Origin of the sequence: Shewanella sp., assembly GCF_048265805.1 — a bacterium.
Taxonomy (GTDB): domain Bacteria; phylum Pseudomonadota; class Gammaproteobacteria; order Enterobacterales; family Shewanellaceae; genus Shewanella.
Genome location: NZ_JBLXAT010000015.1, coordinates 42,246 through 59,048, shown reverse-complemented (window position 1 = coordinate 59,048; position 16,803 = coordinate 42,246). Strand labels below are relative to the sequence as shown.

Genomic DNA, 16,803 nt, shown 5'->3' with positions numbered 1-16,803 from the left:
ATCGAGGTGAGTGGCTAGTTGCGTCATTATACAAAGGCATATTGGTGACCATTTCTCGCGGTAAAGTTATGCTCTATGGCGGCCAATAATGGTGTGTCATGCAGTAGGCTGAGCCAATGACGTTGTTGCCGGGGCAGCTGGCCGTTCTCCAAGCATACGTCTTGCAGATTGGCCGTATCACTGGCGCCGATATCGCCCTGCACATCAAAACACAGCGCTAAATGGCAGCCACTTTCATGTTTCAACAACAGGCTTTGCGGCTGCTCGCGCTGCCCACCTAACGCGACAAATTGGCTGGGTTGACGCAACCCTGTCAGCACCCCATCTTTATGGCATGCCAACAGATGTTGGTAATACACTAGATAACTGGTGACATCCTGATGGGACCCTTTGCTGAGTGGAAATAACTCATCCATCAGTTGCTTGGCATGATGCAACTTATCGGCAATATGACGTTGCCGGAGTGATTCGGTTGCTAGCACGGCGGCAGCAATACGTGGATGGTGGGTTTTTAGCTCAGTTAGCGGTAGTGACATGCTCATGCTGCTCTCCTGTATTGCCGAGGTTAGTGGTTAAGACTCTCCTTAATTGGATATTTTGTAGCCTATCGAAAAGCTAACTATAATTTCACAATAAAAATTCTACATTGTGAATTTTACAAAATGCGTCCAGAACTCAGCTTGACCCGTAAGTCACACTTTCTTGGCACCAAAATCCGTAATTTACGGAAACGTAACCATTTAACGATGGAAGACCTGTCGGCTCGCTGCGTTCGAGTCGATTCGGAAAGTGCGCCATCGGTGTCTTATCTGTCGATGATTGAACGTGGCAAACGTACGCCAAGCGTGGCGATGCTGCGGGTGATTGCCACCGTGTTTCAAAAAGATCTCGACTGGTTTTTGGATGACACGCCGAGCGACGATGCCATCGTGCCGCAAAAAGGCAAGCACGGCGGCCTGGCGGGGATGCCGCTTGAACCGGGCTTTCTGTTTTCCGGCGATATTTTGCAGATTGCGATTCCGGAGATGCTGTCGCAAACCGGTACCAGTGGGCGCCAGTTCGCCCAATTATTGATTCGAGCATATCAGGAGTATCACCAAAACCACTTTCCTGACTTGGAGCGCGCCGCCGAAGAGGTTGGCTTGAAACAGCTAGCGCTGACGGTGGAGGAGATGTTAGCGCTCGCTAAAGCGCAAGGATTACAGATCCGCTGGTTTACCGAGGCGCCGACAACGGTGGTCGATGCGCACGGTATTAGCGGGCAGCGGGTGGTGACCTCCTACCTTGATGGGCCCGGCCAGTTGGCGCTAAATGAGATCCTCAAAACTAGCCTCACGCGCATGAAATATGATTTAGCGGTGCATATTGGTCACTGCGTATTGCACAATAGCGATGGCTTCAACAGTGTGCTCAGTATCGGCTCGGCCAGTGCAGCAGATGCGGTGCTGATGCCGTCCACTTCGGTGAATGCGCAAGATATTTTGCAGGCGTGGCGCGAGTTTGAGGCGAGCTTTTTTGCGGGTGCCTTGCTGTGCCCGAAAGTGCCATTTCGGCAACTGCTTGACCGTCATGGTTACGAGGTCAACGTGCATGAGCGGGCGCAGGTATCGCCTTCGGTGGCAATGCGCCGTATGACGGTGGTGTCGCCTTATCCTCATTGGCACTATTTTGATGCCTACGCGCCGGGCAAATTGAAAGCGGTATATCGTGGCAATGGCATTCCCCTGCCGTGGGGTAATATGCGCACGGTAGCCGACCCTTGTCAGCATTGGTCGGTGTTTCGCATGTTGACTGAGCCACAAAGCGGCAGCGCGGCGCAAATTTCACTGCTGGATACTGCGCAACAAACCCGCATCTATTGCTGTGAGTCGGTCAGCGTGCAAGATCTGGCCGGTAATCAGCGCGTGTTATGTGCCGGGATTGATCTTAATCCTGCTATAGAAGCGCAGGGGGAAGATGCGGCAGAACTCGCTGCGGCGCTGAAACAGGTGTGTGTCGCCAATGGCGGGGAGGTAGCGATTCCGGCGCCGATCAAACGTAAGCTGCACACCATTGCCCGTATTCTCAACATCCATTGGTTGGAGCGCGGCTTAAATCAGCAAGCTCGGCTGATCTGCGCCCGTGGCGGCGTATGTCCGCGGTCACCCAGTTGTTACGCTGAGTGCCACGGAACCTCTGACCGTTAGTGCTGACCTAAACGCGGAACTGCTGCACCAATTGGCTCAGGGATGATGCCAGTTTATTGAGGTGTTCGCTGGCCTGTGCCCCTTCGGCAGCACGGCTTTCGCTGCGGGCGGTGACGTCGCTGATATCGGTCAGGTGATGGTTGATTTCATTCACCACGCTGGACTGCTCTTCGGTGGCGGCGGCCACTTGAATGTTCATCTCAGTGATCACCGAAATCCGCGCAATAATCTGTTCTAATGCTGCGGCGGCTTCATCCGCCGCTTGCACCCCTTGCTCGGAACGTTGTTGGCTGCGTTGCATGGCATTCACTGCGTTACTTGCTTCGGTCTGCAACTTGTTGATCATCTGCTGCACTTCATCGGTTGAGTTGGCGGTGCGTGCCGCCAGATTGCGTACTTCGTCAGCGACCACCGAAAAACCTCGGCCAGCTTCGCCCGCGCGGGCAGCCTCAATCGCCGCATTCAATGCCAGCAAATTGGTTTGTTCGGAGATGCTGCGGATCACGTCCAAAATTGAGCCAATGGCATCGGTATTCTGTGACAAGTTAGCGATGATGGTGGCCATATCGCTGATGTCATTAGAGAGATCACTAATGGTTGCTTTGGCTCGAGAGACGACCACTTGGCCATTGGCCGCATCATCATCTGCTTCTTTGGCGGAATCGGCCGCTTGGGCAGCATTGGCCGCAATCTCATTTACGGTGGCACCCATCTGGTTGACCGCAGTGGCTACGGTCATGGCATGGCCGTGTTGGGTTTCGCTGTCTTGCGCGGTTTGGCGAGCATGGCTCGCAGCTGCTTGCGCCGATTCGGTCAGCGTATGGCTGGTGCTGGCAACGGCCTGCATCGACTGCTGGATTTTATCGACAAAACGATTGAAGCCTTTGGCTAGACGGCCGAGCTCGTCGGCACTATCTTCCGGTAAGCGTTTACGCAGATCACCATCGCCTTGGCCAAGCTCTTCAAACATGGCCGCGGCAGCGCTAATCGGACGGCTGATAGACCCGCCACCGATAACTGCCATAATGATGAAGCTGGCACAGATCACCAGTGTCCACAGCAAAATCTGCCATGTGGCACTATCTAAGGCGGCAAACACTTCGCTTTGTGGCACTTCGGCCACGAGGTACCAGCCGATATCAGGCATGTAGCTACTAGCTAACAGTAAGGTGCCTTTTGGTGTATCAACGCTGGTCAACGCCATCTCTTGCTGTTGCAGCAGTTGCTGCAGATCAATGTTGCCATACATCTGCTGTAATTTGGCTTTACCTGCTAAGGCTTTGTTGCGGTGGATTTCCACCGTACCTGCGGCATCCACCAAATAAACTTGCCCTGTCTGCTCCACTTTAAAACTGCTGACCAGCTGTGCCATGTCATTCAGGCTTTTGCCTAAGCCTACCAAGGCGCGGCCATTCACTTGTTGATAGTTGATAAACAGCTGCACTTCACCGGTATCTTTGGCGGTGTATAGCTTGAGCATTTTTTGGTTGCCGCTATCGCGATAAGCAAAAAACCACGGGTCTTGCTCGCGGGTCAACACCCGCAATAAACCACGTTGCGTGTAATATGCCGCCGTTTGGCGATCTGCATACGAGGCTTGGCTGAGCGAATATTGATCGTACAGCGCTTGTAGACGTTGTTCGACCAGTGGCTCTTGAGCATCAGGGCGGCCGCGTTGTAACCAATCGTTGAGGATTGGATCTTCGCCGAGCTGCTGAGCGGCATCGGCTAGGCCGCCGATTTCACGCTCCAGACGATAGCGGATCTGCAGTAACAGGTTAGGGAGTTCATTGCCGAGCATGCGCTGACTGATCACTTCACGAGCACTGCGCTGGCCTAGGATACCGACCACGAGGCTAGGAATTAGTACGGCAAAAATCATGGTTAAGATAAATTTTTGTTTTATGGAGAGCTTATTCAGCATAGTTACATCAACTTCTAATGTTACTCAGGCGACATGCCTATCAAATGGCGGGCGAAATTATCCACACACCAGCTCGGAGTGCAATGTGTCACATCATGGTAAATGGTAAATGTTACATGCCCGAGTAATTGGGCCCGCTACCACCTTCAGGGGTTATCCAACGAATATTCTGCGCTGGGTCCTTGATATCACAGGTTTTACAGTGGATGCAGTTTTGCGCATTTATCACGAACTTAGGTTTATCGGCCGCGTTGACGATTTCATAAACCCCTGCCGGACAATAACGTTGTGCCGGCTCATCAAACAGCGGTAGGTTGCTGGTGATGGGGATCTGCTGATCGCGCAGCAATAGGTGGCAAGGTTGGTCTTCTTCGTGAGCGATATTACACAAATAGATAGATGATAAACGGTCAAATGTGAGCTTGCCGTCAGGGGCGGGATAATCGATTTTTGGGAAATCTGCCGCTTTGCCTAAGCTACGATAATCCGCCTTATCATCGCGCAACGTCATCGGGAAATGACCGTTAAACCAGTTTTGCTCGATGTAGTTAAACATGCCGCCAACCACAGTACCAAAGCGATGCAGCGCTGGGCCAAAATTGCGGGCGCTGTGCAGCTCATCGTGCAGCCAACTTTGCTCCATGCGGGTGGCAAAGCAGTCGAGATCTTTACCAGCATCGACGCCTTTCATAAACGCTTCTGCGAGGGTTTCTGCGGCCAACATACCGCTCTTCATCGCGGTATGAATGCCTTTAATCTTGGCAAAGTTGAGGGTGCCAGCATCACAGCCGATCAGCAGACCACCGGGAAAACTCATCTTCGGCAGTGAGTTAAAACCGCCTTTGCTGATGGCGCGAGCACCGTAGGCGACACGTTCGCCATCTGTGAGTAACGCCGCCAAGAGTGGATGCGTTTTGTAGCGTTGGAATTCATCAAACGGACTTAGGTGCGGATTACGATAGTTAAGGTCAACAATCAGCCCTACCGCGACTAATTGGTTATCCATATGGTAGATAAAACCGCCGCCAGAGGCTTCGGTAAGTGGCCAACCGCCAGTATGCACGACTTTACCTAGCTGATGTTGTGCCGCGGGAACGCGCCATACCTCCTTGAAACCAAGACCGTAATGTTGCGGGCTTTTACCGTTATCCAGATGGTAATGTTTGACCAGCTTTTTACCTAAGTGGCCGCGACAGCCCTCAGCAAAAATGGTGTATTTGCCGCGTAATTCCATGCCAGGGACAAAGCCGTCTTTTTTGGTGCCATCTTTATCGCGTCCCATGTCACCAATCAAAATGCCAGTGATCGTATTCAACTCTTCGTCAATGAGCAGCTCTTTGGCAGCAAAGCCAGGGAAGATGTCGGCACCGAGCGCCTCGGCTTGCTGCGCCAGCCAACGGCACAGATTGCCAGCGCTGACCATAAAGTTGCCTTCATTCGCCATCGACTTAGGCACGAATCGGTGGGGAATAGTTTTGGCGGCGTCAGCACTGAGCCAATGAAACTCGTCATGGGTGACGGCGGCATCTAGCGGTACGTCCATGTTTTTCCAGTCAGGAAAAAGCTCATCTAAGGCAGTGGTTTCTAATAGGGCGCCAGAGAGAATATGGCTACCAACATCAGCGCCTTTCTCTACCACGCAAACAGAGAGTGGTTGCTCGGTATCGTTAGCAATTTGCATTAAACGACAAGCTGCCGCTAACCCCGCGGGGCCAGCGCCAACGATCACCACATCAAAATCCATTGATTCGCGTTCCATGTTGTTACCTTTGTCGGGGTTAATGTGGGCGATGTAATTATAGTATTCGCGCTGTTCACATTAACTGCAGTTGGTGACTACGCACATTTTTACGACGACAGTGCATGGTGAAACAAGATATTGATAATAGTCACAGAATGCACTTTAAGAAGTAAATAGTGAAGATAAAACAATCTGCTTAGGGGTTTTGTTGCGCTGGGTTTACACCTATAATGAAGGCCTGACGGTTCTCCGAGCTATGATCCCTACGTCATTGAAGATACGGGGTGATAGCCGTGGCAATAACGCCACCGGGGTGAGGGAAGAAATGACCTCACCTCCCGTATTTGGAAAGGTGATCATGTCCCAACTGCAAGACAATTTTGGTCGCAGGTTTCACTATCTGCGCATGTCGGTTACCGACGTATGTAATTTCAAATGTGGCTACTGTTTGCCTGACGGTTATCGTCCAAACGGTAAGCAGTCTTTTATGACGCTCAGCGAAATTGAGCAACTCGTCGGTGCTTTCGCCGAAGTGGGCACGCAAAAAATCCGTATTACTGGTGGCGAACCTACGCTGCGTAAAGATTTTACTGATATCGTCCGTGCTGTTGCCGCTAACGAGCAAGTCAAAACTATTGCCACAACCACCAACGGCTATCGCCTCCAGCAAAATGCGCAAGAGTGGTATGACGCAGGTTTGCGTCGCATTAACGTTTCGGTTGATAGCCTCGACCCGCGTATGTTTTACCAAATCACTGGTGAAAATAAGTTTGATTCAGTGATGCGTGGAATTGATGCGGCGTTAGAGGCTGGCTTTGAGCGCGTGAAGATCAACGCGGTACTGCTCAAAGATCTTAACGACAAAGATCTGCCACGCTTTCTGCATTGGATCAAATCCACACCTATTGATCTGCGTTTTATTGAGCTGATGCAAACCGGTTTGGGCGAAGAATATTTTAATACGCATCACCTCGCCGGTGCCGATATTCAAGCGCGTTTGCAGGCGGAAGGTTGGCAATTGGATCAGTCCGATGTGGATGATGGCCCAGCGCGCAACTTTAGCCATCCGGATTATCAAGGACGCATCGGTTTGATCATGCCGTACTCACCTAATTTCTGCTCGACTTGCAACCGCTTGCGCGTGTCGGCTAACGGTAAATTGCACCTGTGTTTGTTTACTGAACAAGGGCTAGATTTACGTGATTTATTGCAATCACCAGCACAACGTCCAGAGTTGGTTGAACGTTTGCACGCCCAGCTACGCCTGAAAAAGGAAACCCATTTCCTGCATCAAGGCTTTACCGGCGTGACGCAACATCTGGCCTCTATTGGTGGTTAAACGCTGGCGCATCAATGTGCCAGCGCTGGTGTTTTTGTCTTTTTCCCATTTTTATTCGACATAGGTTAACGATATGTCTGACAGTTTTACCCATATCAATGCTGATGGTAATGCACACATGGTGGACGTGACTGAAAAGTTGGTCACCGAACGTGAAGCGCGCGCCGAAGCCTTTATCGAAATGGCCCCCGCCACATTGGAAATGATTATCAGCGGCAGTCATCACAAAGGTGATGTATTCGCTACAGCGCGTATCGCTGGCATTATGGCGGCTAAAAACACCTCGGCGTTAATCCCTTTGTGTCACCCATTGATGTTGACAAAAGTGGAAGTGGATCTGGAAGCCCAACCCGAGCACAACCGTGTGCGTATCACCAGTTTGTGTAAACTGAGTGGTAAAACTGGGGTAGAGATGGAAGCACTGACCGCTGCATCAGTTGCGGCTCTGACCATTTACGATATGTGTAAAGCGGTACAAAAAGATATGCACATTACTGGCGTACGTTTGTTAGAAAAACGTGGCGGTAAGTCTGGCCACTTTAAGGTATAACCCAATGATTAACGTCTTATTTTTTGCACAAGTACGCGAACTGTTAGGTACGGCCTCAATCCAAGTGGCAGCGGATAATATCGCCACTGCGGCTGAGCTGCGTGCGCATCTAGCGGGCCAAAATGACAAATGGGCGCAAGTGCTGGACTCAGACAAACTGCTGGTGGCTATCAACCAAACCATGAGCCAATGGCAAGCTGCTGTAAGCGACGGTGATGAAGTGGCCTTTTTCCCACCGGTAACCGGAGGCTAACCATGCAAGCGGATCGCATCGTCGTGCAGAGTGAGGATTTCCACGTACCGGCTGAGTATCAGCGTATTGCTGGCGACAACAGTGACGGTGCGCTGGTGACCTTTGTTGGTAAAGTGCGTGATTTTAATGATGGCAGTGTCGTGACCGACCTGACCCTAGAACACTATCCCGGCATGACCGAGGCGGTATTGCATAAGATTGTGGCCGAAGCGCGCGAGCGTTGGCCGCTGAACTTTGTCACTATCATTCACCGAGTTGGCACTATGCATCTGGGTGAGCAGATCGTGTTTATTGGCGTTAGCAGCGCGCACCGCAAAGCGGCGTTTGCCGCCTGTGAATTCTTGATCGATTTCCTGAAAACCAAAGCACCGTTCTGGAAATTAGAAGCCAGTCCCGATGGCAAACATTGGGTGGAAGCGCGCGACTCTGATGAGCAAGCCGCGCAAGCTTGGAATAACGGAGAAGATTGATGTGCTACTGGCTATGGTTGTTTAGCTTACTTTTTTGTAGTGCAACCATGGCCGCGCCGTTGCCCAAGGTAGCTGCGGCGGCAAATATCAAGTTTGCCATGGAACAGCTGGTCAGCCAGTATCGCAGCGACACGGGTCGCCAAGTGCAGTTGTCCTATGGTTCTTCCGGTAATTTTGTTACCCAACTCAGCCACGGCGCGCCCTTTGAACTGTTTTTATCTGCTGATGAAAAGTATGTCGAGGCGTTGGTTGATAAGGGCTTAACCCTTGATGCAGGGGTGGTGTATGCCTATGGCAAGCTGGCTTTAGCGGTACCGAATAACTCGCCTATCCAGTTGGATGATCAACTGAACTCCCTCAAGCAGCTCGTGGCTAATAACAAAATCACACGCTTTGCCATCGCCAATCCTGTCCATGCACCGTATGGTGATCGCGCGCGAGAACTGCTGCAACATCACGGCCTATGGCAAGCGCTGCAAGGCAACTTAGTTTATGGCGAAAACGTCTCGCAAGCCGCGCAGTTTGCGCTGAGTGGCTCCACCGATGGCGGTATCGTGGCGTTATCACTGGTGTTGGCACCGCAGTTTCGTCAACGCGGGCGTTATATCGCTCTCGATCACGGTTATACGCCGTTGGCTCAGCGGATGGTGCTAATGAAATCTGCCAGCGCAGAGGCCCAACAGTTTTATCAGTATCTGCAATCCACCAAAGCACAGGCGGTGTTTACTGAGTTTGGCTTTGGTTTGCCGGATAGTCGTTAATGGATTGGGTGGCGCTGTGGCTGTCGGGCAAACTGGCGCTAGTGAGCGTCCTGATTTTATTGCCGTTAGCGTTGTGGCTGGGGCGCACACTCGCTTATCGGCAACTGTTCGGTAAAGCTTGGCTTGAAGCGCTGATCATGATCCCGCTGGTGTTGCCGCCGACTGTCGTTGGCTATTACCTGTTGGTGGGGCTGGGGCGAGAAAGTTGGCTTGGCGCAATGCTTGAGCGCTACCTCGATATCCAATTGGTGTTTCATTTCTCCGGCCTCGTTATCGCCTCCATTATTATCAATATTCCCTTTGCGGTGCAGCCCATTCAACGGGCGTTTGAAGCGATTCCGGCGGAGCTCCGTGATGCCGCTGCTTGCTGTGGCATGAGTCGCTGGCGCATCTTTTGGCGCTTGGAATTACCGCTGGCGTGGCCTGGCATTCTTACGGCGTTTGTGTTGAGTTTCTCCCACGTGTTGGGTGAGTTCGGCGTGGTATTGATGATGGGCGGTGCCATCGCTGGCGAAACAAAAACCCTATCAATTGCCATCTACGACCGAGTACAGGATCTTGATTATGATGCCGCGGGCGTGATGTCGATGCTGCTGGTGTTGTTTGCCATGGTGACCTTAGCTATTACCTCGGCCATGTCGCGGCGGGTGGTGCGCCAATGACAAGCTCAATAGCGCTTCAGCAAGCTGGCGCGTTGCAAGTTCGCATCAATCAACAGCAGGGCATCGCGTTGCAGGCGGAGTTTCACTGCGCTGCGGGAGAACTCTTAGCCGTGGTGGGACCATCTGGTGGTGGCAAAACGACCTTGCTACGAATGATTGCGGGTTTGAGCCAACCGGAGCAGGGCGAAATTCGCTGTGGTGAGCAGGTTTGGGTTAATGAACGGTTATGTTTGACGCCACAACAGCGCCACCTTGGCTATGTGCCGCAGCATTTTGGGCTATTTCCTCATCTGAATGCCGAAGCGAATGTGATGGCGGCGTTAGATCATCTGCCGAAAGCGCAACGGCACCAACAAGCACAGGATTGGTTACGGCGGGTGAATCTACAAGGTTTTCCTGAACGCTTGCCGCACCAACTTTCCGGTGGGCAGAAACAGCGGGTAGCACTGGCGCGTGCTTTAGCGCGTAATCCACAAGTGCTATTGCTCGATGAACCGTTCTCGGCGGTTGATCGGGGGACTCGCGAACGGTTATACATCGAGTTAGCGCAACTGAAACGGCAACTGAATATTCCGGTCATCATGGTTACCCACGACATCAACGAAGCGATATTGTTGGCCGACAAAGTGGCGTTAATCAGCCAAGGCAAGTTGCTACAGCAAGGCGCACCGCTAGCGGTGATGGCTAAACCAAACAATGAAGTGGTGGCGCGCCATATGGGGCTGCGTAATATCTTCAGTGCGGAAGTGGTTGCCTTGGAAAACCAGCAGCAACTGGCGTGGCTACAGTTTGGTGAGCAGCGCATTGCCTGTATCAATCCCGGGCAGTTGCAGTTGGGCATGACGGTGCGTTGGGTGATCCCCAACCAAGGCGTACGGTTTAACTCGATTAGCCAAGGACGTTTACCTCGTAGTTTCAATAAACTATCGGTCACCATCGCATCCATGTTAGTGATGGGCGACTTAGTGCGCGTAGTGTGCTCGGTGGCGGGCGTATCGCAGCAACTGCAAGCGGAAGTGACCGTAAACCTCGCCGACAAGCTCGGTTTTCATGAAGGCATGGTCACGGAGGTTGCCCTTAAATCTGAGATGATCCATCTGTTTGATAGCATCGACGGATAGCCCCATAGCTCACACAAACTTAGATGATCAAAACTTAATCTAGCTTCCATGCTGCTTTAAAGTGGAGTTCGTTATACTGCCGTTAAATAAGTAAATCACGCGATAGCGTCAATACTTAACAACGGAGCCACTGGCCGTTACAAGGTTGAGGCGGTTCGCCAATAGTGGGAGGCTGCATGAGGTTGATTTTAGTCGCGCTGAGTTTGATATCAACGACAGCGCTGGCGACTCCATCCTATTGGCAAGGCTTGAATAATGGTGAATTACTGGCACCACGGCGGCTCATCGCAAAGGTTGAACAGCAATTTCCCGGCGTGGTGACCCAGTTCAGCATCAGCACCAAACAGCAGCAAGTGCAATATGATATCCAACTGATTGAACCAATCACCAAGACCAGCCATCTATTGTTATTAAATGCCCATGACGGCGTGTTGCTCAAACAGCAAGACCAGCGGTTAGACAGTGAAGATACATTGTTACGCGTGGTGCAACACCTGCAGCAACAACAGCTGCAATTCAGTCAAATTCTGAATCAAGCGCTGGCGCATAAACAGGGCAAACTGATCGCCGCTAAACTCGACCGTGGTTTAGGGATCAGTTATGTCGAACTTAAACTGCTAAACGCCGACGGTAGTGAGCGCTTAGCTTATGATATTGACCATCAGCGGCAACTGCCGCTGTTGAAATGGGACTGATGGATGAAAATCTTACTTGTAGAAGACGACAGCACCACCCTTGATTATATCGCCAAAGGCTTTGTTGAGCAGGGCTATGGCATTGAAACCGCTAGCGATGGCCAACACGGCTTAGTGTTAGCGACCAGCGGTAGTTTCGATCTGATTATTTTAGACCGCATGTTGCCGCAACTTGATGGCTTAAAACTGCTCGCGGCGCTGCGTGCCACTGGTAATCAAACACCCGTACTAATTCTTTCGGCGCTGAGCCATGTTGATGAACGGGTCAAAGGGCTACGAGCCGGTGGCGATGACTACATGACCAAGCCATTTGCGTTCTCTGAGCTACTGGTTCGTGCCGAAAAATTGATGCAACGCGGCGGTGGGGCTCCGGCCAAAACCGATATGCAAGTGGGGCCGCTCAGCATGGAACTGCTGACCCGTTCGGTCAAACTTGATGGGCAAGAGTTGTTGCTACAACCTAAAGAGTTTCTGTTACTGAAATACTTGATGGAACATGCCAATCAAGTGGTCAGCCGCACCCTGCTGTTTGAAGCGGTGTGGGACTATCATTTTGATCCACGTACTAACGTTATCGACGTACATATTGCTAAACTGCGGCGTAAGTTTGAAGAGTTAGGTCATGGTGATCTGATTGAGACCGTCCGAGGAGCAGGTTATCGCCTCCGCAAAGGCAATTAAGCCGCACCAAAGCAGTGTGTGGCGCATTGCTATTATCTTTTCGCTACTGGTAACGCTCATTATCGGTAGCTTGTTGTATGTGGTGTACCGTCAGCTGGTGGCCGAGCAAAAACTGCAGGTAGAGCAGCATCTGATTTCAGAAGCGCAACGTTACCAACAACTGGCTCTCACGGTTGATCGGCGAGCGTTTGCGGCGCAGATCCGCACCGCAGATTCACGTACGGCCTTGATTGCGTGGCAAGCGGGGCTAGAGCTGCTCGGCTCACTCAGCATCATGCCTGAAGATATGCCGTTGCTGCCAGACACCAAAGAGTTTCCTATTCTGGTTGGCAGTAGTGAGAAAATTCATATTCTCACAGGGGGCATTGTCATTACTCGCTACGGGCCAGTGCTGATAGCTACGCGTACTGACCAACTCGCCGCGCTGATCACTAAATTTGTTAACGTGGCACTGACGGCAATGGCGCTGACCATTTTGCTCACCTTTGCCATGGGGTATCTGTTTTCCAAAGGCTTACTGCGACGTTTGCTGCACTACAACCGCTTGAGCGAACGGATTGAGCAAGGCTACTACAACACCCGCTTGCCAGTGGGGAAACGCAATGACGAGTTTGATATGTTGGCGGCGCAGTTTAATCGGGTGCTTGACACGCTCGAACACAACTTGCATGCCGTACGCGGGGTGACAGACAACATCGCCCACGATATGCGCACACCGTTGTCGCATTTGCGTATTGGTGTTGAGCAACTGCCTTACTATCCGCCAGAAAAATTAGCCGAACGCTGCGGTGAGTTGACCGATGAGCTCGATCACTGCCTCGCGACCTTTAACGCCATGTTGGCTTTGACGCGTATCGAAGAAGGGCAGCAAGATCTCGAGTTAACCCCTGTGCGGCTCCAAGAGTTGTGTGATGATTTGTTAGAGATGGCAGAAGCATTAGCGGAAGAGCAACAGCAACAACTGGCTTTAACAACCGATGAAGATTGTGTGATTTCTGGCGATAAGCACCTGTTATTTCAAGCGCTGTTTAACTTAGTCGACAATGCCATTAAATATGCCGGGGCAGGGGCGCACATCAGTATTCGCCAGCATTACAACGTGATAACGATTGCTGATAATGGCCCAGGAATTCCGGTCGATGCCCGTGAGCGAGTGTTTGAGCGCTTGGTGCGACTCGATCCTAGCCGTCATGAACAAGGCAATGGTCTTGGGCTTTCGATGGTAAAAGCGATATTATCGCGCCACCATGCCACGATTGAATTAAGCGACAACCAGCCCGGTCTGCTGGTCACGCTCACCTTTAAACCATGAGTTCACCTAATTACCATATCATCGCTGACGAACCCGATTTCTTAGTGGTGGATAAAGCCCCCGGCGTGCACTTTCACAGTCAAGATGGTCACGCTGGCCTAGTGGCGCAAGTTGAGCATGACCTCAGCACTAAGCTATTTGCCGTGCATCGGCTCGATACCATGACCTCGGGCTTGCTGCTGTTGGCGCGCAGTTCGCAGGCGGCGGCGCAATTTACTGAGCTGTTCACTCAACATCAGGTGCAGAAGTTTTATCTCGCCTTAGCCCAAGGCAAGCCGAAGAAGAAACAAGGTTGGGTAGTTGGTGATATGGCTAAGTCACGGCGAGGCATGTACAAGTTGTTGCGTACCACCGAGAATCCCGCAATCACTCAGTTCTTTAGCCAAGCCGTCGGCGATGGCGTACGGTTATATCTTCTCAAGCCGTTGAGCGGCAAAACACACCAACTGCGGGTCGCGCTTAATAGTGTTGGCGTGCCGATATTAGGTGATCCACTTTATTGCGTGGCTGATCATGGCGCTGCGCGTGGTTATCTACATGCCTATGGTCTGCAGTTTAACTGGCAAGGGCAGGCGTTTAACTACTTATGTGCCCCGACTCACGGCGAGCAGTTTGTTGCCGAAGCGGTGACGCAGCAACTAGCCGATTGGGGCGAACCGTGGCAATTAGCTTGGCCGAACAAAAAGTAAGCTGGAGCTAACATTAGCATTACAACAGTAAAATGGTTTGATCTGTGGAGTCTCTCACGGGATAGTGGCGCGTTCATTAGTGACTTCACGGAGGAATTCAGTCCAATGAAGCTTTACCCATATTCCCGCGTTACCACCACTAAACTCGGCTCACTGTTATTTGCCGCACGTGCTTTTACCGTGCTGGCGTATCTTGTGTTACTTGCCACGGTAGGTGGTTTGATCTGGCTATTTGTTGTCACTAACGCTGAGCCGCGTGGCTTTGGCCCCAGTGTCGGTGCCTTGGCGCTAGCAATTGCCCCTTGGGGATTCTGTGCTGGCATTTTGTTATTGGTTGTCGGTGGTATCTCGGCGGCATTTGTGGCCATTGAAGATAACCTCGCAAAACCGCAAGCCTAAGTGCTGTCAGCTTGCGATGACCCGCCAGCCCTAAATCGGGCTGGTCTCGCGTAACTTCTTAATGTCCGTCAGCGGTGGTGCCCCAAAAAGTCGGCTGTACTCTCGGCTAAACTGCGATGGGCTTTCGTAACCCACCTGAAAGCCTGTACTCATCGCATCGAGATTTTCTGTCAGCATCAAGCGGCGTGCTTCGCTCAAACGCAGTTTCTTTTGAAACTGCAGCGGCGTCATTGAGGTAATGGCGCGGAAATGCGTGTAAAACGCCGATTTGCTCATGCCTAACTCGGCCGCTAGTTCCCCCACACTCAGTGGTCGCGCGAAGTGCTGCTTTAGCCAGTTAATCGCGCGAGCAATCTGCTGACTATGGCTCTCTGAGGTCACTATCTGGCTTATCCGAGGTCCCTGATCACTGCTCAGTAATCGAAAGAAGATTTCCTGCTTAATCAACGGTGCTAATACTTTGATATTACTGGGTTCATCCAACAATTTCACCAAGCGAATAAACGCATCCATTAACGTTGGCGACAGTTGGCTCACCGACAGACCAGTATGCGTTTGCTTGTTGTTTAGGTAACTAAACTCACCGGTGGTGATGAGTTGAGATATTTCGGCCAGATCTAAATCAAGCGACAGGCTTAAATAAGGCCGCTGCTCACTGGCTTCTACGATGTTGGCAATCACAGGGAGTTCGATAGACGACACTAAAAAGTGCGTTGGGTCATAGTGATACCGTTGATCGCCCAGCACAATTTGCTTACTGCCCTGAGCGATCAAGCAGATACTGGCACTGTGGCTACAACTGAGCGGCGGTGTCGTGTAACTCCACTGATATAGCTGCAAACCGCTGATATCGGTGTTGACCGTCTGGTTGTCGATACTGTGTTTTGCAATAAGCTGAGCCAATACCTTTGCGTGACAGGTCAAATTGATGTCGGTGTTTAGGACCATAGCTTTACTCATAGATGTCTGGGGATGTTTGCTTGTTGCACTTTACCGGATGAGAAGATTATTAAGCAATGAATAAGCGGTGCTTCATCCTGTTTAATTTATGTTGCAGTGAGGTGGATTTTAGGGTTTGTCGCAGGTGAATAAAATTTAATTGTTAAAAAACATAATATTAGCCCATATTGAATGCAGTGAAAGAGTTCGGTTCCGAGTTTATCCTTACGATTGCATAATATATTGATTTTTTGGAAGATTAGGCAATGATTTGCCATAAATAGGCTAACGTCATAGCCATGGAAGCGCTACAGTGATGTAGTACTCGCTGCAACTGACTCGGCGGCAACTACCCGCCGGTACGCTGTAACAGGATATTTTCAAGATGACTAAATGGGTTAATGCACCCATATGGTTATGTATGGCAGTGTTAGCATAACGGAGGCGCATGCCATTAAATCTGATTTTGATGTAAGACAGCAAGCGCTCATTCCAATTGCTGCCTACACCGCCGCTGGCGAAATTGATCCACTTAACGCAAGTCTCAACGTTGGATTGGCCACAGCTCTAACAGTCAATGAAATCAAAGGAATACAGGTGCAGATGTATGCTTACGCCAGTTTTCCGCGCAGCTTAAACGGGCTGAGCACTTTCGTGAGTGTGCTGCAAGAGCGTAAAAGCAAAGGCATTAAAGATGTTGAAGTCGTAGCAAGCCAATTAGGCGCGCACTTCGCTATCAGCAATCACCTCTGTACAGCTAAAAACTTTTGTCGAATTGCTGAACAAGGCGCGTGGTGATGAAGTAGCAGCAAATGCTGAACAAGTGCTTGAGCAAGTACTGGCTGCGACCAACAAGCGCAGTTAAGCAAGTTGTTATGGTTTGAAATTTATCGGCAGTATGGGTTGTCGCTCAACTGTCGGTATCTCATCGAGTCAAGCGGGCCAGCGTAGGCTGGTACTGTCCTTGACCCATTCGTGTGTGCGATAACGCGCGGTAAAGAATGGTCACTGCGGTATCGCAAATTTGATATTTCGACGTGTTAGCGGGTATGGATTAGCCTAGTAAAACACAATGCTTCGC

18 protein-coding genes and 1 riboswitch are annotated in these 16,803 nt (G+C 51.1%); of the genes, 14 read left to right on the top strand and 4 right to left on the bottom strand.

Translation table 11 applies throughout. The features are described from left to right. Window positions 1-26 precede the first annotated feature (26 nt). Window positions 27-542, bottom strand: a complete 516-nt coding sequence (locus tag ACN0TT_RS11870) for a malate synthase (RefSeq protein ID WP_417762368.1) — start codon at window positions 540-542, stop codon at window positions 27-29. A gap of 120 nt (window positions 543-662) precedes the next feature. On the opposite strand from ACN0TT_RS11870, the gene ACN0TT_RS11865 reads away from it, so the two are divergent. Continuing rightward, window positions 663-2,186 (top strand): DUF3612 domain-containing protein, encoded by a 1,524-nt coding sequence (locus tag ACN0TT_RS11865; RefSeq protein WP_417762367.1) that lies wholly within the window; start codon window positions 663-665, stop codon window positions 2,184-2,186. 7 nt (window positions 2,187-2,193) lie between these two features. Here the strand turns inward: ACN0TT_RS11865 and ACN0TT_RS11860 are convergent, their stop codons facing one another. After that, on the bottom strand, window positions 2,194-4,110 hold the full coding sequence (locus ACN0TT_RS11860; RefSeq protein WP_417762366.1) for a methyl-accepting chemotaxis protein: 1,917 nt from the start codon (window positions 4,108-4,110) through the stop codon (window positions 2,194-2,196). A 112-nt stretch (window positions 4,111-4,222) separates the two neighbouring features. After that, complete coding sequence (locus tag ACN0TT_RS11855; RefSeq protein WP_417762365.1) at window positions 4,223-5,869, bottom strand: electron transfer flavoprotein-ubiquinone oxidoreductase; 1,647 nt, start codon at window positions 5,867-5,869, stop codon at window positions 4,223-4,225. A 217-nt stretch (window positions 5,870-6,086) separates the two neighbouring features. Next, window positions 6,087-6,222, top strand: a riboswitch (molybdenum cofactor riboswitch). Between ACN0TT_RS11855 and moaA the strand changes: the two genes are divergently transcribed. The 12 genes from moaA to ACN0TT_RS11795 all read left to right on the top strand — a co-directional run bounded on the left by moaA (window position 6,210) and on the right by ACN0TT_RS11795 (window position 14,783). Next, the gene (moaA, locus tag ACN0TT_RS11850; protein WP_417762364.1) at window positions 6,210-7,190 is read left to right on the top strand and encodes a GTP 3',8-cyclase MoaA; all 981 of its coding nucleotides are present in this window, start codon (window positions 6,210-6,212) and stop codon (window positions 7,188-7,190) included. (Overlaps the previous riboswitch by 13 nt.) 73 nt (window positions 7,191-7,263) lie before the next feature. Further along, on the top strand, window positions 7,264-7,740 hold the full coding sequence (gene moaC / locus ACN0TT_RS11845; protein WP_417762363.1) for a cyclic pyranopterin monophosphate synthase MoaC: 477 nt from the start codon (window positions 7,264-7,266) through the stop codon (window positions 7,738-7,740). Window positions 7,741-7,744: 4 nt separating this feature from the next. Next, the gene (moaD, locus tag ACN0TT_RS11840; protein ID WP_238896914.1) at window positions 7,745-7,993 is read left to right on the top strand and encodes a molybdopterin synthase sulfur carrier subunit; all 249 of its coding nucleotides are present in this window, start codon (window positions 7,745-7,747) and stop codon (window positions 7,991-7,993) included. 2 nt (window positions 7,994-7,995) lie between these two features. Continuing rightward, window positions 7,996-8,463, top strand: a complete 468-nt coding sequence (gene moaE, locus ACN0TT_RS11835) for a molybdopterin synthase catalytic subunit MoaE (RefSeq protein WP_417762362.1) — start codon at window positions 7,996-7,998, stop codon at window positions 8,461-8,463. A gap of 47 nt (window positions 8,464-8,510) precedes the next feature. Further along, the gene (gene modA, locus ACN0TT_RS11830) at window positions 8,511-9,224 is read left to right on the top strand and encodes a molybdate ABC transporter substrate-binding protein (protein WP_417762361.1); all 714 of its coding nucleotides are present in this window, start codon (window positions 8,511-8,513) and stop codon (window positions 9,222-9,224) included. Further along, on the top strand, window positions 9,224-9,886 hold the full coding sequence (modB, locus tag ACN0TT_RS11825; RefSeq protein WP_417762360.1) for a molybdate ABC transporter permease subunit: 663 nt from the start codon (window positions 9,224-9,226) through the stop codon (window positions 9,884-9,886). Before modA ends, modB begins: the two co-directional genes overlap by 1 nt. Next, the gene (locus ACN0TT_RS11820) at window positions 9,883-11,007 is read left to right on the top strand and encodes an ABC transporter ATP-binding protein (protein ID WP_417762359.1); all 1,125 of its coding nucleotides are present in this window, start codon (window positions 9,883-9,885) and stop codon (window positions 11,005-11,007) included. Before modB ends, ACN0TT_RS11820 begins: the two co-directional genes overlap by 4 nt. Before the next feature lie 176 nt (window positions 11,008-11,183). After that, window positions 11,184-11,702: a hypothetical protein gene (locus ACN0TT_RS11815; protein WP_417762358.1), complete on the top strand. Its 519-nt coding sequence runs from the start codon at window positions 11,184-11,186 to the stop codon at window positions 11,700-11,702. A gap of 3 nt (window positions 11,703-11,705) precedes the next feature. Then, window positions 11,706-12,383 (top strand): response regulator transcription factor, encoded by a 678-nt coding sequence (locus tag ACN0TT_RS11810; RefSeq protein ID WP_417762357.1) that lies wholly within the window; start codon window positions 11,706-11,708, stop codon window positions 12,381-12,383. 34 nt (window positions 12,384-12,417) lie between these two features. Beyond that, complete coding sequence (locus ACN0TT_RS11805) at window positions 12,418-13,695, top strand: ATP-binding protein (protein WP_417762411.1); 1,278 nt, start codon at window positions 12,418-12,420, stop codon at window positions 13,693-13,695. Further along, the gene (locus tag ACN0TT_RS11800; RefSeq protein WP_417762356.1) at window positions 13,692-14,384 is read left to right on the top strand and encodes a TIGR01621 family pseudouridine synthase; all 693 of its coding nucleotides are present in this window, start codon (window positions 13,692-13,694) and stop codon (window positions 14,382-14,384) included. Before ACN0TT_RS11805 ends, ACN0TT_RS11800 begins: the two co-directional genes overlap by 4 nt. 105 nt (window positions 14,385-14,489) lie before the next feature. Beyond that, window positions 14,490-14,783, top strand: coding sequence for a hypothetical protein (locus ACN0TT_RS11795; protein ID WP_417762355.1), 294 nt, complete (start codon window positions 14,490-14,492; stop codon window positions 14,781-14,783). A 30-nt stretch (window positions 14,784-14,813) separates the two neighbouring features. On the opposite strand, the gene ACN0TT_RS11790 is transcribed toward ACN0TT_RS11795, so the two are convergent. Further along, entirely contained in the window at window positions 14,814-15,731 is a 918-nt protein-coding gene (locus tag ACN0TT_RS11790) for an AraC family transcriptional regulator N-terminal domain-containing protein (protein ID WP_417762354.1), read from the bottom strand. Between the two features lie 408 nt (window positions 15,732-16,139). Here ACN0TT_RS11790 and ACN0TT_RS11785 point away from each other — a divergent pair, with 408 nt between their 5' ends. Next, the gene (locus tag ACN0TT_RS11785; protein ID WP_417762353.1) at window positions 16,140-16,520 is read left to right on the top strand and encodes a carboxymuconolactone decarboxylase family protein; all 381 of its coding nucleotides are present in this window, start codon (window positions 16,140-16,142) and stop codon (window positions 16,518-16,520) included. Window positions 16,521-16,803 lie beyond the last annotated feature (283 nt).